The organism is Streptomyces sp. NPDC002623 (assembly GCF_053592635.1).
The window spans coordinates 66557-80716 of sequence record NZ_JBSFWB010000022.1 but is presented as its reverse complement, the minus strand read 5'-3'; the positions used below and the strand labels follow the sequence as shown (position 1 = coordinate 80716).

At 70.0% G+C, this 14160-nt stretch carries 10 protein-coding genes and 1 pseudogene; 6 read left to right on the top strand and 5 right to left on the bottom strand.

Annotated features, from left to right (window positions below; genetic code table 11):
• Positions 1-228: 228 nt before the first annotated feature.
• The 3 genes from ACWD4O_RS33105 to ACWD4O_RS33095 all read left to right on the top strand — a co-directional run bounded on the left by ACWD4O_RS33105 (position 229) and on the right by ACWD4O_RS33095 (position 6643).
• A complete protein-coding gene (locus tag ACWD4O_RS33105; protein ID WP_451285561.1) occupies positions 229-3144 on the top strand; it encodes a glycoside hydrolase family 48 protein in 2916 nt (971 codons plus the stop codon).
• Between the two features lie 323 nt (positions 3145-3467).
• Positions 3468-6146 carry a cellulose binding domain-containing protein gene (locus tag ACWD4O_RS33100; protein ID WP_451285560.1) on the top strand — a complete coding sequence of 893 codons (2679 nt, stop codon included), beginning with the start codon at positions 3468-3470 and terminating at the stop codon, positions 6144-6146.
• A 107-nt stretch (positions 6147-6253) separates the two neighbouring features.
• Entirely contained in the window at positions 6254-6643 is a 390-nt protein-coding gene (locus ACWD4O_RS33095; RefSeq protein ID WP_451285558.1) for a hypothetical protein, read from the top strand.
• A 64-nt stretch (positions 6644-6707) separates the two neighbouring features.
• On the opposite strand, the gene ACWD4O_RS33090 is transcribed toward ACWD4O_RS33095, so the two are convergent.
• Both ACWD4O_RS33090 and ACWD4O_RS33085 read right to left on the bottom strand, forming a co-directional pair.
• On the bottom strand, positions 6708-8579 hold the full coding sequence (locus ACWD4O_RS33090; protein ID WP_451285556.1) for a rhamnogalacturonan lyase: 1872 nt from the start codon (positions 8577-8579) through the stop codon (positions 6708-6710).
• A 37-nt stretch (positions 8580-8616) separates the two neighbouring features.
• A complete protein-coding gene (locus tag ACWD4O_RS33085; RefSeq protein ID WP_451285554.1) occupies positions 8617-9567 on the bottom strand; it encodes a helix-turn-helix transcriptional regulator in 951 nt (316 codons plus the stop codon).
• Positions 9568-9607: 40 nt separating this feature from the next.
• Here ACWD4O_RS33085 and ACWD4O_RS33080 point away from each other — a divergent pair, with 40 nt between their 5' ends.
• Together ACWD4O_RS33080 and ACWD4O_RS33075 are read left to right on the top strand one after the other, a co-directional pair.
• On the top strand, positions 9608-10114 hold the full coding sequence (locus tag ACWD4O_RS33080; RefSeq protein WP_451285552.1) for a hypothetical protein: 507 nt from the start codon (positions 9608-9610) through the stop codon (positions 10112-10114).
• On the top strand, positions 10111-10650 hold the full coding sequence (locus ACWD4O_RS33075; protein ID WP_451285551.1) for a hypothetical protein: 540 nt from the start codon (positions 10111-10113) through the stop codon (positions 10648-10650). The genes ACWD4O_RS33080 and ACWD4O_RS33075 overlap by 4 nt, the downstream gene beginning before the upstream one ends.
• On the opposite strand, the gene ACWD4O_RS33070 is transcribed toward ACWD4O_RS33075, so the two are convergent.
• The 3 genes and pseudogenes from ACWD4O_RS33070 to ACWD4O_RS33060 all read right to left on the bottom strand — a co-directional run bounded on the left by ACWD4O_RS33070 (position 10598) and on the right by ACWD4O_RS33060 (position 13167).
• Positions 10598-11362: a class I SAM-dependent methyltransferase gene (locus tag ACWD4O_RS33070; protein WP_451285549.1), complete on the bottom strand. Its 765-nt coding sequence runs from the start codon at positions 11360-11362 to the stop codon at positions 10598-10600. The two genes, ACWD4O_RS33075 and ACWD4O_RS33070, sit on opposite strands and share 53 nt — an antisense overlap.
• A gap of 181 nt (positions 11363-11543) precedes the next feature.
• The gene (locus ACWD4O_RS33065; RefSeq protein ID WP_450947042.1) at positions 11544-11849 is read right to left on the bottom strand and encodes a 4a-hydroxytetrahydrobiopterin dehydratase; all 306 of its coding nucleotides are present in this window, start codon (positions 11847-11849) and stop codon (positions 11544-11546) included.
• A gap of 87 nt (positions 11850-11936) precedes the next feature.
• Positions 11937-13167 (bottom strand): annotated as a pseudogene (locus ACWD4O_RS33060) (ADP-ribosylglycohydrolase family protein).
• A 78-nt stretch (positions 13168-13245) separates the two neighbouring features.
• On the opposite strand from ACWD4O_RS33060, the gene ACWD4O_RS33055 reads away from it, so the two are divergent.
• Complete coding sequence (locus tag ACWD4O_RS33055) at positions 13246-14076, top strand: helix-turn-helix domain-containing protein (protein ID WP_451285548.1); 831 nt, start codon at positions 13246-13248, stop codon at positions 14074-14076.
• Positions 14077-14160 lie beyond the last annotated feature (84 nt).

Here is a 14160-nt window from a genome sequence, read left to right as displayed (position 1 = left end):
GACGCGTCGACTGATGGAACCGCTCCCACTGGTGTCTCGAAGTTAGCGCCAAGCGCTGGCAAAGAACAGGGGAGCCGCTGACTTTCCCTCAACTTCTGACGTCGAATCTTTTCGACTCTTCAAGCACCTTGACCGCGTTCACCCCCGTCCTCACTATGGGAGCGCTCCCACTGGTTCAAGGCTTGTTGCTCCTCCCCCTTCTCCGAGCCGCAAGGAGGAACCAGCACCATGGATCCCTCACGCAGACGCCGCGGGGCGCGGCGCCTGTGGACCGCCGTCACAGCGGCCCTCGCGCTTCCCCTCGCCATGCTGAGCTCGACTTCAACTCCCGCACAGGCAGCCGCACTTCAGTGCAGTGTGGACTACAAGACCAACGACTGGGGCTCCGGGTTCACCGCGGATCTGACCCTCACCAACCGGGGCACCGACCCGATCAGCGGCTGGGCCCTGACGTATTCCTACGCGGGCAACCAGAAGCTGACGAACGGCTGGAACGGCAGCTGGTCGCAGTCCGGTCAGCAGATCACGGTGAACAACGCCACCTACAACGGGACGATCGCCGTCGGCGCGGCGGTCAGCACGGGCGCGCAGTTCACCTACAGCGGCACGAACGCCGCTCCCACGAGCTTCGCCGTCAACGGCACCACCTGCGTCGGCGCGCATCAGCCACCGGTCACTGTGCTGACCAGCCCGGCAGCGGGCGCCGTCTACACGCAGGGAAACGCGGTGCCGCTCGCGGCGACCGCCGCGGCCGCCGACAGCGCGACGATCACCAAGATCGAGTTCTACGACGACACGACCCTGCTGGGCACGGACACGACGTCGCCGTACTCCCTGTCCGCTTCCGGGTTGTCCGTGGGCACCCACTCCCTGGTCGCCAAGGCCTACGACAGTCTGGGGGCGTCGGCGTCGTCGACGCCGGTCGGCATCACGGTCGTCTCAGGACCGGCCGTGGTCGCTTCCGCGAACCAACTGGCGGTGCAGCAGGGCAAGACGGGCACCTACTCGCTGAAGCTGTCGACCCAGCCGTCGGCCAATGTGACCGTCACGACCGCGCGCACCTCGGGCAACACGGGTCTGGCGGTGACGGGCGGCGCGAGCCTGACCTTCACACCGTCGAACTGGTCCAGCGCCCAGAACGTGACCATCACCGCCGACGCCACGGGCACGGGCGCCGCGACCTTCGAGTCGACGGCGACCGGGCATGCGAAGGCCTCGGTCACGGCCACCGAGATCGCGGGCGCAAAGGCGTACGACGCCCGGTTCCTGGAGCTCTACGGCAAGATCACCAACCCGGCAAACGGTTACTTCTCACCCGAGGGCATCCCCTACCACTCGGTCGAGACGCTGATCGTCGAGGCCCCGGACCAGGGTCACGAGACCACGTCGGAGGCCTACAGCTACCTTCTCTGGCTGCAGGCCATGTACGGGAAGATCACGGGCGACTGGACCAAGTTCAACGGCGCCTGGGACATCATGGAGAAGTTCATGATCCCCACCCATGCCGACCAGCCGACCAACTCCTTCTACAACGCCTCCAAGCCGGCGACGTACGCGCCCGAGCTGGACACCCCGAACGAGTATCCGGCGCGACTGGACACCGGTGTGTCCGTGGGATCGGATCCGATCGCCGGTGAACTGAAGACTGCATACGGCACGGACGACGTCTACGGTATGCACTGGCTGCAGGACGTCGACAACACCTACGGCTACGGCAACGCGCCCGGCAAGTGCGAGGCCGGCCCGACGGACACCGGTCCGTCGTACATCAACACCTTCCAGCGCGGCGCGCAGGAGTCGGTGTGGGAGACGGTGCCGCAGCCGACCTGCGACGCCTTCAAGTACGGCGGCACGAACGGCTATCTGGACCTGTTCACCGGCGACGCCTCCTACGCCAAGCAGTGGAAGTTCACCAACGCCCCGGACGCCGACGCGCGGGCCGTGCAGGCCGCGTACTGGGCGGACGTCTGGGCCAAGGCGCAGGGCAAGGGCAGTGACGTTTCCGCGACCGTCGGCAAGGCCGCGAAGATGGGCGACTACCTGCGCTACTCGATGTACGACAAGTACTTCAAGAAGATCGGCAACTGCGTCGGACCGACCGCCTGCGCGGCCGGCACCGGCAAGGACGCCTCGCACTATCTGATGTCCTGGTACTACGCCTGGGGCGGCGCCACGGACACCAGCGCTGGCTGGGCCTGGCGCATCGGGTTGAGCCACACGCACGGCGGCTACCAGAACCCCCTGGCCGCCTACGCCCTCAGCAGTTACGCCGACCTGAAGCCCAAGTCGGCGACGGGACAGGCGGATTGGGCGAAGTCGCTCGGCCGTCAGCTGGAGTTCTACCGCTGGCTGCAGTCCAGTGAGGGCGCCATCGCGGGTGGGGCGACGAACAGTTGGGCGGGCCGCTACGCGACTCCTCCGACCGGCACGTCGACCTTCTACGGCATGTACTACGACCAGCAGCCCGTCTACCACGACCCGCCGTCCAACCAGTGGTTCGGCTTCCAGGCGTGGTCGATGGAACGGGTCGCCGAGTACTACCAGCAGACGGGGAACGCGAGCGCCAAGGCGGTCCTCGACAAGTGGGTCGACTGGGCGCTGTCCAAGACCACGATCAACCCGGACGGCACCTTCCGGATCCCCTCCACCCTCCAGTGGTCGGGCCAGCCCGACACCTGGAACGCGTCGAGTCCCGGCGCGAACACGGGACTTCACGTCACGGTCGCCGACTACACCAACGACGTCGGGGTGGCCGCCGCGTACGCCAAGACCCTGACGTACTACGCCGCCAAGTCCGGTGACACGGAGGCGAAGACGACCGCCAAGGCGCTCCTGGACGGCATGTGGAGCAACAACCAGGACGCCCTCGGCATCGCGGTCCCCGAGACCCGCGCCGACTACAACCGCTTCGACGACGGCGTGTACGTCCCGAGCGGCTGGAGCGGCACGATGCCGAACGGCGACACGATCAACTCCTCCTCGACCTTCGCCTCGCTGCGCTCGTTCTACGAGAGCGACCCGGCCTGGTCGAAGATCGAGAGCTATCTGGCGGGCGGAGCCGCGCCCGTGTTCACGTACCACCGCTTCTGGGCCCAGGCGGACATCGCCCTGGCCATGGGCTCGTACGCGGAGCTACTCGAATAGCCCCCGCCGGGCGCTCCGCGGGTCGGGCGGTTCCTGTCTGCGGGCCGTGTGTGGCTGGTCGCGCAGTTCCCCGCGCCCCTGAAGGGGCGCGGTACCGCACCGCTCGTCCGCGGAGTCGCCCGATGCTCCGCGTGCGTGGCCCCGTCACCTGACGACGGGGCCCCGGCCGGGCGGCCCTCACCCGCACAGGGGGCCGCCCGGCAGTCGCACGTCCCGTGTCCCCCGCACCGATCTCCTCCCGCACAGATCTCTCTCCCCACCGCGCACCGATTCCTCCCGCACAGATCTCCTCCCACATGGCTTCGCGAGGAAGGACCCCCACCGTGCGAAGAACCCGCATCCTCACGGCCGTACTGGCGCTCGCCGCCGGCCTCATCGCGGGCAGCCCGCCCGTGCTGGCGGCGGACAGCCCGAGAGCGACACTGGCCGCAGAGTCGTACACCTGGAAGAACGCCCGGATCGACGGCGGCGGCTTCGTGCCGGGCATCGTCTTCAACCGCAAGGAGAAGAACCTCGCCTACGCACGCACCGACATCGGCGGCGCGTACCGCTGGCAGGAGTCGAGCAAGACCTGGACGCCGCTGCTGGACTCGGTCGGCTGGGCGGACTGGGGGCACACGGGCGTGGTGAGCCTGGCCTCCGACTCCGCCGACCCGAACAAGGTGTACGCGGCGGTCGGCACGTACACCAACAGCTGGGACCCGGGCAACGGGGCCGTGCTGCGCTCCGCCGACCGGGGTGCGAGCTGGCAGAAGACAGCCCTGCCGTTCAAGCTGGGCGGCAACATGCCCGGCCGGGGCATGGGCGAGCGCCTCGCGGTCGATCCGAACAGGAACAGCGTGCTGTATCTGGGCGCGCCGAGCGGTAAGGGGCTGTGGCGGTCGACGGACTCGGGTGTCACCTGGTCGCAGGTGACGAACTTCCCCAACGTCGGCAACTACCAGCAGGATCCGACGGACACGAGCGGATACGCCTCCGACAACCAGGGCATCGTCTGGGTCACCTTCGACGAGTCCACGGGGACGTCCGGCAGCGCGACGAAGACGATCTACGTCGGGGTGGCGGACAAGGACAACGCGGTGTACCGCTCGACGGACGCGGGCGCGACCTGGACGCGGGTGGCCGGGCAGCCGACGGGGTATCTGGCGCACAAGGGTGTACTGGATACCGTCAACGGTCATCTGTACATCGCATACAGCGACAAGGGCGGGCCGTACGACGGCGGCAAGGGCCGGCTGTGGCGGTACGCGACGGCGACCGGTACCTGGACGGACATCAGCCCGGTGGCGGAGGCCGACACCTACTACGGCTTCAGCGGGCTGACCGTCGACCGTCAGAAGCCGGGCACCGTCATGGCCACCGCGTACAGCTCCTGGTGGCCGGACACCCAGATCTTCCGCTCGACGGACAGCGGCGGCACCTGGACGAAGGCGTGGGACTACACGTCGTATCCCAACCGTGCGAACCGGTACACGATGGACGTCTCCTCGTCGCCCTGGCTGACCTGGGGCGCGAATCCCTCGCCTCCCGAGCAGACGCCCAAACTCGGCTGGATGACCGAGGCGTTGGAGATCGACCCGTTCAACTCCAGCCGCATGATGTACGGGACGGGAGCGACGATCTACGGCACGGAGAACCTGGCCAACTGGGACAGCGGCGGCCAGTTCACGATCAAGCCGATGGTGCAGGGGCTGGAGGAGACGGCCGTCCTCGACCTCGCCTCTCCCCCGTCCGGCGCCCCGCTGCTCAGCGCGCTCGGTGACATCGGCGGCTTCCGCCACACGGACCTGACGAAGGTGCCGTCGATGATGTTCACCTCGCCGAACTTCACGTCCACGACGAGTCTGGACTACGCCGAGACGAACCCGAACACGGTGGTCCGGGTCGGCAATCTGGACTCGGGGCCGCATGTGGCGTTCTCGACGGACAACGGCGCCAACTGGTGGGCGGGCACGGACCCTTCGGGGGTCAGCGGCGGCGGGACGGTCGCCGCGGCGGCGGACGGCAGCCGCTTCGTGTGGAGCCCCGCGGGCACCGGCGTTCAGTACACAACCGGTTTCGGAACCTCGTGGCAGGCGTCGAGCGGGATCCCGTCCGGTGCGATCGTGGAGTCGGACCGGGTCGATCCCAAGGTCTTCTACGGCTTCAAGTCGGGCAAGTTCTATGTGAGTTCGGACGGCGGGGCGACCTTCACCGCGTCCGCGGCGACCGGCCTGCCCGCCGGGGACAGCGTGCGCTTCAAGGCGCTGCCGGGCACGAAGGGCGATGTCTGGCTGGCCGGCGGGGCGAGTGACGGGGCCTACGGGCTGTGGCACTCCACCGACTCCGGCGCGACCTTCGCCAAGCTGTCGACCGTCGAGCAGGCCGACACCATCGGCTTCGGCAAGGCGGCGACGGGCGCGTCGTACCAGACGCTGTACACCAGCGCGAAGATCGCCGGCGTCCGCGGGATCTTCCGCTCCACGGACAAGGGCGTGACATGGACCCGTGTCAACGACGATGCCCACCAGTGGGGTTGGACGGGAGGCGCGATCACGGGCGACCCGAGGGTGTACGGGCGGGTCTACGTCTCGACGAACGGCCGGGGCGTCGTCTACGGCGACACCTCCGACACCAGCGGCGGGGGCACGGATCCGACGGACCCCACGGATCCCACCGACCCCACCGACCCCACTCCGACGGGCGCCTGCGCAGTGACGTACACGATCACCAACCAGTGGTCCGGCGGCTTCCAGGCGGACGTCAAGCTGGCCAACACCGGGACGAGCGCGTGGTCCGGCTGGAGCCTCGGCTGGGCGTTCCCGAGCGGCCAGAGCGTCACCCAGCTCTGGAACGCCGACTACACCCAGTCGGGTTCCACGGTGACGGCGAAGAACGTCGGCTGGAACGCCAACGTGGCAGCCGGCTCGTCCGTGAACTTCGGCTTCACGGGCAGTTGGTCGGGCACGAACGCCAAACCGACGGCGTTCCGACTGGGTGATCAGAGCTGCACGGTGAGCTGAACCCGGCACCGGTCAACCGGATGATCTCGTTCAGCGCCACGACCGAGTTCTCGCTCATACGATCGATCCTGCTTCCACCCAGGAGGCAGAAGAGCTTGGAGGGGAACATGGGAGTGTCCAGACGCGCCCTGTTGGGCTATTCGAGTTCGGCCGCGGCGGGAGCGGTCCTCGCGTCCGCCGGCCCGGCGCAGGCAGAGGCCGAGGCCCAGGCCCAGGCCCAGGCCGAGGGGAGCGTCGGCGCCGCACAGGCCGCCGAGACGGAGACGGAGACGGAGACGGACCCGGACTGGGGCTGGAACGTCCCGTTCCGTGGAGTCACCCCGCCGGGCCCCGAGGAGGGGAGCATTGTCGTGTCCTTCAACATCGACTTCATGTCCTCGCCCACGGCGCAGAAGGTCACCGCGCTGGATGTCGCCGACGCCATCAACGAGCTGCTCACCTCTCGCGGTTGGCCTGCCATCCAGTTCATCGGGAGCGTGCCCAAGGCGCTGAACTGATCTGCCGCACGACCGTGCCGAGGCCCCGCCCCGCTGCTCCGGGCGGGGCCTCGGCACGTCCTCGTCAGGGGGTGTACACCGTCGGCCTCGGTGCCGTCGCCATGCCGTTGCCGAGGAAGAAGCTCGGGTGCGGCGGCTGGTTGTAGGCCGTGTTCTGCCAGGCCAGGCCGGTGCGGTACATCGTGTCGTGGAGCAGGGTGGTGATCTTCGTGGTCGTCTCGACGGGGGTCGAGTAGATCCGCAGTGCCGTGTTGTCCGACGTGGGCCAGACGACCTCCTCGCGCCAGTCGCCGAGGATGTCGCCCGACAGGGACGGGGTGGCCTTGGTGCTGTTGTTGGAGTGGACGCCCGAGCCGGTCAGCAGGCGGGTGTCCGAGGCCGTGCCGTACTTGTCGATGTGGGTGCCGTCGAGGAGTTCGCGGACGGGGTCGGCGTCCCACCAGGAGAGGAAGTTGACCGAGGACGGTTCGCGGCCCTTCGTGGCTCCCGCCTCGTCGCGGATCGAGGCGTCGGAGGCCGACCAGACCTCGGCTCCGTCGTTGCCCGCCCAGATGTCACCGGCGACCCCGCGGCCATTGTCGCAGCAGGCCGCTATGGACCAGTTGACCGTGCCGTTCGCCGGGTTGATGTACAGCTCGGCGGGCTGGGACGTCGACTCCGAGACCTTGAAGTACTCCAGGCCGGCGTGCGAGGGGTCCAGGTCGCCGAGGTGCTGGGCGTCGCCGTGGCCGGTCTTCGTCGTCCACAGGCCGTTTCCGTTGTCGTCGACCGCCATCGCACCGTAGACGATCTCGTCCTTGCCGTCGCCGTCCACGTCCCCGACGGAGAGGCTGTGGGAGCCCTGGCCGTCGTAGCCCTTGCCGGTGTTGGTGGAGGAGGAGCTGTCGAAGGTCCAGCGGCGGGTGAAGGAGCCGTTCCGCCAGTCCCAGGCCGCGATCACCGTGCGCGTGTAGTAACCCCGCGCCATGATCAACGACGGGCGTGCGCCGTCCAGGTAAGCGGTTCCCGCGAGGAAGCGGTCGACGCGGTTTCCGTACGAGTCGCCCCAGGACGAGACCGTGCCGCGGGCCGGGACGTAGTCGACGGACTGCATCGCCCTGCCGGTCTGGCCGTTGAACATGGTCAGATACTCGGGGCCGGAGAGCACATAGCCGCTGGAGTTGCGGTAGTCGGCGGAGGAGCTGCCGATCACCGTGCCGGCGCCGTCCACCGTGCCGTCGGCGGTCTTGGTCGCGACCTCGGCCTTGCCGTCGCCGTCGTAGTCGTACACCTGGAACTGTGTGTAGTGGGCGCCGGAGCGGATGTTGCGGCCCAGGTCGACGCGCCACAGCCGGGTTCCGTCGAGCTTGACGCCGTCGAGGATCGTGTTTCCGGTGTAGCCGGACTGGGAGTTGTCCTTGGCGTTGGTCGGCTGCCACTTCAGGACGATGTCCAGGGCGCCGTCGCCGTCCAGGTCGCCGACCGAGGCGTCGTTGGCCTCGTAGGTGTAGGCCACGCCGTCGGGGGTCGTGCCGCCGGCGGGCGGGGAGATGGGAACGTCCTTGTAACCGGTGCGCAGTTGCACCGCATGAACGGAGTCCGCTTGCTCGACGCCGCTCACGATCGCGCGGATCGTGTAGTCGGCCTGGGCGGGCGCGCCGGAGTGGAAGTAGTTGGTGGAGCCGGTGATCGGGGTCGAGTTGACCTTCGCACCGGCGCGGTAGACGTTGAAGGAGACGTCGTTCGGGTCGGTGCCGAGCCAGCGCCAGCTGACCAGGTTGCCGCTGTCGGTGTGGACGCTGACGACGCCCCGGTCCAACTTCTCGACCTGGCGGGCGGTGGCGGCTTCGGCGGTGCCGGTGCCGAGTGCGGTCAGGCCGGCGGCCACGAGGGCGGCCGCGGCTGTCGCCGCCGAGAGAAGGGCATGGCGTCTGCGATGCCTGTGCGGGTGCTGCACGGGACGAACCTCCAGAGAGGACGGACGGGTTCCGCACTCAGTCGCCGCCGCGGGGAGTCAAGTTGCCGTATCTTTCGGCCAGTTCGGCAATCGTGCGAGCCATGCGTGCGCGCAGTTCGGGCGGCTCCAGCACCTCGATGTCCGTGCCCAGGCGCAGGAATTCGCCATGCGCGTGATCGACGGACTCGATCGGGACCGTGGCGAGCGTCCACCCTCGCTCGTCCGTCGGTCCGTCGACCGACTTCGGCAGCCGCACACCGGGCGCGAGTCGGACGACCGCTTCCCCCCGGTGGAGCCGGTCGTGGAAGTCCCGCTGGTGCGCCGTCCAGTACGCGGCCAGGTCGAAGTCCTCGGGTCGGGTGAACTCCTCGTCGGAGGCGGCGAGTTCGAGGATCTGGTCCACGCGGAAGGTGCGCGGGCCCGGTCCCGCGACGACATACCAGCGGCCCGCCTTCAGCACCAGGCCGTACGGTTCCAGACGGCGCTCCACGTCGGTGGGTTCGGCCCAGCGGCGGTAGCGGACGTGGAGCACCCGGCTGTTCCACACCGCGTCCGCCACCGCCGGGAGATACGGCGTCTCCTCCGCCTGCGCGTACCAGCCCGGCGTGTCGAGGTGGAAGCGTCCGCTGATCCGGTCGGCGTGGGCGCGCAGTTCCGGCGGCAGCGCGGCCCGCACCTTCAGCTGGGCGGCGGCGAGGACCGAGCCCAGGCCCAGTTCGGCGGCCGGACCGGGCGCACCGGCGAGGAAGAGGGCCTCTGCTTCGTCCGCGTTCAGCCCGGTCAGGCGGGTGCGGTAGCCGTCGAGCAGGCGATAGCCGCCGGCGTGACCGGCGTCGCCGTACAGCGGGACCCCCGCCGCGCTCAGCGCGTCCACGTCCCGGTAGACCGTGCGGACCGAGACCTCCAGCTCCTCGGCGAGCTGAGCGGCGGTCATCCGGCCCCTGGTCTGGAGCAGCAGGAGGATCGAGACGAGTCGACTGGACTTCACTGACACAGGATGTCAGTGAAGCGCGCCTAACGTCGCCGCCATGACCTCGACCTCACCCTCGGGCTTCGCCGAGAAGCTCCTGACCGTGCCGCCGCCCATCGAGGTGGCGGGGCGGCGGATCAAGCGCTACCACGTCACCCGGGACCCCGCGGGCATCGCACCCGAGGTGGAGCGGGCCGCGTACGCGATCCTGCCGCGGCTGCTGCCGGAGCCGGACGGGACGCCACCCGCCACGTTCGTCGTGCTGCACCGGGGCGACGACACGGGCGCCTACCTGAACGCGTACAGCTGGGCATGGGACAACGTCCTGCACTTCCGGGGCGCGGCGGCGGGCCAGCCGGTGCTGGGCTGCCCCGACCTCGACCCCACCCACTTCGTCACTCCGGACGTGCCGTGGATCGGCTGCGTCTGGGAACTGCCGCCGATCCTGCACGAACGGGACGCGTGGGTGCGGCACATCCTCGCCCGCGAGGCACCCCAAGTCCCGGACCTGGAGGCCTACTTGGCCGACTCCCTGCCCGAAGGCACCACGGGGGACCGCACATGAGCAGCCCGCACGACTTCGACTTCCTCCACGGCGAGTGGGAGGTCCGCCACCGTCGGCGCACCGACTTCCTCGACGCCGACAGCGAGTGGGAGGAGTTCCCGTCCACGACCCGATGCCGGCCGTTGTTCGACGGGGCCGCGAACATCGACGAGATCGACATGCCGCACCTCGGGGCAAAGGGGCTGACCCTGCGGCTCTTCGACCGGGAGAGCCGTCTGTGGTCGCTGAACTGGTCGTCCAGCAGCAGCGGCAGACTGTTTCCACCGATGATCGGCTGCTTCGGTGGCGACGGAGACTCCCGCGCCGACTCCGGTGACGGTCGGCGGCGCGACCGCGGTGTGTTCTACGGCGACGACACGCACGACGGCAAGGACGTGCGGGCCCGGTTCGTCTGGTCGGGGGTTTCGGCGACGTCCGCCCGCTGGGAGCAGGCCTTCTCGCTGGACGGCGGGGAGACCTGGCTGACCAACTGGGTCATGGACTTCACCCGTCCGGAAACGAACCAGGAACCGGTTTCCGGAACGCCCTCAGCGTGAACGCGGGGTCCGGGCGGGGCCGGTCCTGGTCGGGCAGGGCCGCGAGGCGGGCGGCGAAGTCGTCGGCCAGGGGGTGTCCCGGCGGCAGGGTGACGAACCACCCGCGTCGCAGGTCGGCGATGGCCCGACGCGGGCTGCGGCCCTGCCCCCGGCCGGGGAAGCGGGCCTGCCCGGCCGGGACCAGGCCGCATCCGACGGCGTACGACTCCACGAGCGCGGCGGTGTCGGAGGCCGGCCGGCGCGGACGCGAGGCCAGTACGACATCGATGTCGCTGCCCACGTTGTGCGAGGCGCCCTTGTCGACCGTGGTGACATACGTCCCGCCGGGCCGCAGCACCCGGGCGCATTCGGCGACGATCCGCCGCGCGTCCACGGGATCCTCGACGAGGTGCAGCAGCCACACGCTGCTGACGGCGTGGAACTCCCCCTCCCTGAAGGGGAGTCGGCGACCGTCGGCGAGGACGACCGCACCGGGCAGCCGGGCGGCGGCGTGCCGGGCCATGGCGGGCGCCCGGTCCACGCCCGTCACCCGCAGCCCCGCCCGGCCGGCCGCGAGCCGCCGGGTGACGATGCCCGTGCCGCAGGCGACGTCCAGCAGGCTGCGCGCCTGAACCGGGACGAGGCCGAGGACGCCCTCCGCGGCGGCGGCCGCCCGGGGCTCGCCGCCGCGCGAGACGTCGTAGCGTTCGGCTTCCTTGTCGTAGTCCAGCACCCGCGCTCCCGTTCCGTCGCAGCCGTACCCGTACCCGTACCTGTACCCGTATCGGTATCGGTACTCGGATCGGCACTCGTCCCTCTGCCCGTGCCCACGCCTGCGCCTGCGCCTGTGCCGGTCGGCGGGCCGACGCGCAGGTCCGTGCACAGGACCGTGCGCGCAAGTCAGTCCGCGCAGGTCAGTGCGCTCCGTGTGCGGGAGCCGCGTCCGTCACTCGACGGGCGAGTTCGAAGTCGAGTTCGGTGACGGCGCCGCCCACGCTGTGGGTGTTCACGGCGAGGGACACCGAGTGGTAGCCGAGGGTCAGCTCGGAGTGGTGATCGAGCTCCTCCTGGATCCGTGCGACATGCACGACCAGGGCCGTCGCGGCGAAGTGGGAGCCGAGCCGGTATCTGCGGGTGAGGCGGTCGCCGTCCAGGGACCAGCCGGGCAGCTCGGACAGCCGCTCCTCGATCTCCTTCGGCGACAGCGGTTCGACGGCCATGGCCCGGCTCCCTTCCTGGGCAGCGCATACCTGTCAAGCGTGCCACAGGAGAGCCGCCGCAGCCCTGGTCAGACGGGTTTCCCCTGCTCAGTCACCAGCGCATTCCGCCGCAAGGTCGTCCGCCGGCGCGATGATCGTGGCCCGCCCCTCGACCTGCTCCACCCACTCGTGCGGCAGCCCCACGTCGCCGTGCCGGGCGCCCAGGACGTTGCCGCAGATCGACCCCGTGGAGTCGCTGTCGCCGGAGTGGTTCACGGACAGGAGCAGGGCGTCCGCCACCCGGCGGGTGGCCGGCGCCGCGTAGACCCCGATGGCGAGGGCCTCCTCGGCGACCCAGCCCGCGCCCAGCTTCTCCACCTTCTCCGGAGTCGGCTCACGCTCGGCGGCCAGATCGAGGGCCTGGTTCAACGCGGCCGAGGTCTCCTCGTGACCGGAGTGGCGGCCGAGCAGCCGCAGGGTGCGCAGCGTCGCGCCCTCGACGGACTCCCCCTGCACCAGGTACGCGACGATCGCGGCGAGCGCACCGGCCGCGTAGTAGCCGGTGGGGTGGCCGTGGGTCGTCTGGGCGCAGCGGGCGGCCGTCGCGAAGGCCTGATCGGCGGAGCGGTGGGCTAGGGCCTGTCCGGCCGATCAAGTCACAGGAAACCGGCCGAGCCTTGGAACATGGGTGAGCGGGGTGTGGTGCGTGCAGCTGGAAGGCGGAGGAGGGAGTCGACGCGATGGGGGTCCCCCCGCGCGAGCGAAGCCGAGCGTGGGGGAGTCGGCGAGCGACGACAACGCCGCTGGGGGTACCCCCACGCCTTTAAGGCAGTGGGGGAGTGCGTGCCAGACCCCGCGTCTGGGGCATGATCGGCCGGACAGGCCCTAGTCCGAAGGGGGCCGAGCGCACGGAGAGACAGGCGTTGCCGGGCGCGCGGCGGGCGTACAGCCAGCGCTCGGCGAGGAGACCGCCCTTGACTCCGTCAGCCGGTCCCTGCCGCTGCTGGGTCTCCAGCCAGCGCCCGTAGGCCTGGCGGACCAGGGCGGTCTCCGCGCCGCCGATGCCCTTCAGCCGGGCCCGCCTCGCCGCCGTCCGCAGACCCTCGACGGTGAACAGCGTCATCTGGGTGTCGTCGCTGACCCGGCCGACCACGCCCTCGCCGTCCGGGACGAGGCGGGTCGGACCCCTCGGGCCGTGGGCCGCGCGGATGTGGTCGAGGGAGGAGAACTCGACGGCGTAGCCGAGGGCGTCGCCGAGAGCTCCGCCGAGGAGACAGCCCCGGACCCGGGCGCGGTACACCGCCGCCGACTCCAGCGAGGACCTCCGCCAGTCGTTCATCCGCTCTCTCCGCAACCCTCAACCCTCGGCCCTCGGCCCTCGGCCTTGAACCCTCGGGCCTCAACTACGGTCGTGCTTATGACCATTGTCTCGACCAGTACGAACTCCGGCTTCACCGCACCCGCCGGTGAGGGCGTCGGACCGCTGCTGCGGGCCTGGCGGGTGCGGCGGCGGATGAGTCAGCTGGAGCTGGCGCTGCGCGCCGACTCCTCGGCCCGGCACATCAGTTTCGTCGAGACGGGCCGCTCCCGGCCCAGCGAGGAGATGGTGCTGCGGCTCGCCGAGCACCTCGACGTGCCCGTGCGCGAGCGCAACGCGCTGCTCCTGGCGGCCGGTCACGCCCCCCGCTATCCGCACACCCCGCTGGACGACCCGGCGCTGGACGCGCTGCGCGGGGGCATGGAACGGCTGATCCAGGGCTACGAGCCGTATCCGGCGCTGGTGATGGACGCCCGGTACGACGTGCTGGCGGCCAACCGGGGCATCGCGATGCTGCTGGACGGCGTCCCGGAGTCCCTGCTCGCGCCGCCGCTCAACGCGATGCGCCTCACCCTCCACCCGCAGGGCCTCGCGCCGCGCATCCGCAATCTGCGGGAGTGGCGGGGCCACCTGCTCGCGCAGATGGAGCGCCAGATCGCCCTGCACCGCTCGGCGGCGCTGCGGGAGCTGTACGAGGAGGTCGCCGCCTATCCGGCCCCCGAGGCCGTCTCGGGTGTCGAACAGGCCGAGCCCGTACCGTACTTCGCGCTGCCGATGCAGATCGAGCACGAGGGGCGGACGCTCTCCTTCCTCTCGTCCGTCGCCACCTTCAACACCCCGATGGACGTGACCGTCGCCGAGCTGGCCATCGAGACATTCCTCCCGGCGGACCCCGCCACGGCCAAATATCTTCATTCGCTGGTGAACTGATGATCCATCAGTGAAATTTTCGGGTAGGTTCCCAGGTGAATGTTCGACTCCGTTCTCGTGAGATCAACGCTGGAACGTGTCACA

Excerpts from the sequence above, each read along its gene's own strand:
- ACWD4O_RS33105 (WP_451285561.1), top strand. The coding sequence starts at position 229 with ATGGATCCCTCACGCAGACGCCGCGGGGCGCGGCGCCTGTGGACCGCC.
- ACWD4O_RS33095 (WP_451285558.1), top strand. The coding sequence starts at position 6,254 with ATGGGAGTGTCCAGACGCGCCCTGTTGGGCTATTCGAGTTCGGCCGCG.
- ACWD4O_RS33080 (WP_451285552.1), top strand. The coding sequence starts at position 9,608 with ATGACCTCGACCTCACCCTCGGGCTTCGCCGAGAAGCTCCTGACCGTG.
- ACWD4O_RS33075 (WP_451285551.1), top strand. The coding sequence starts at position 10,111 with ATGAGCAGCCCGCACGACTTCGACTTCCTCCACGGCGAGTGGGAGGTC.
- ACWD4O_RS33065 (WP_450947042.1), bottom strand. The coding sequence starts at position 11,849 with ATGGCCGTCGAACCGCTGTCGCCGAAGGAGATCGAGGAGCGGCTGTCC.
- ACWD4O_RS33055 (WP_451285548.1), top strand. The coding sequence starts at position 13,246 with ATGACCATTGTCTCGACCAGTACGAACTCCGGCTTCACCGCACCCGCC.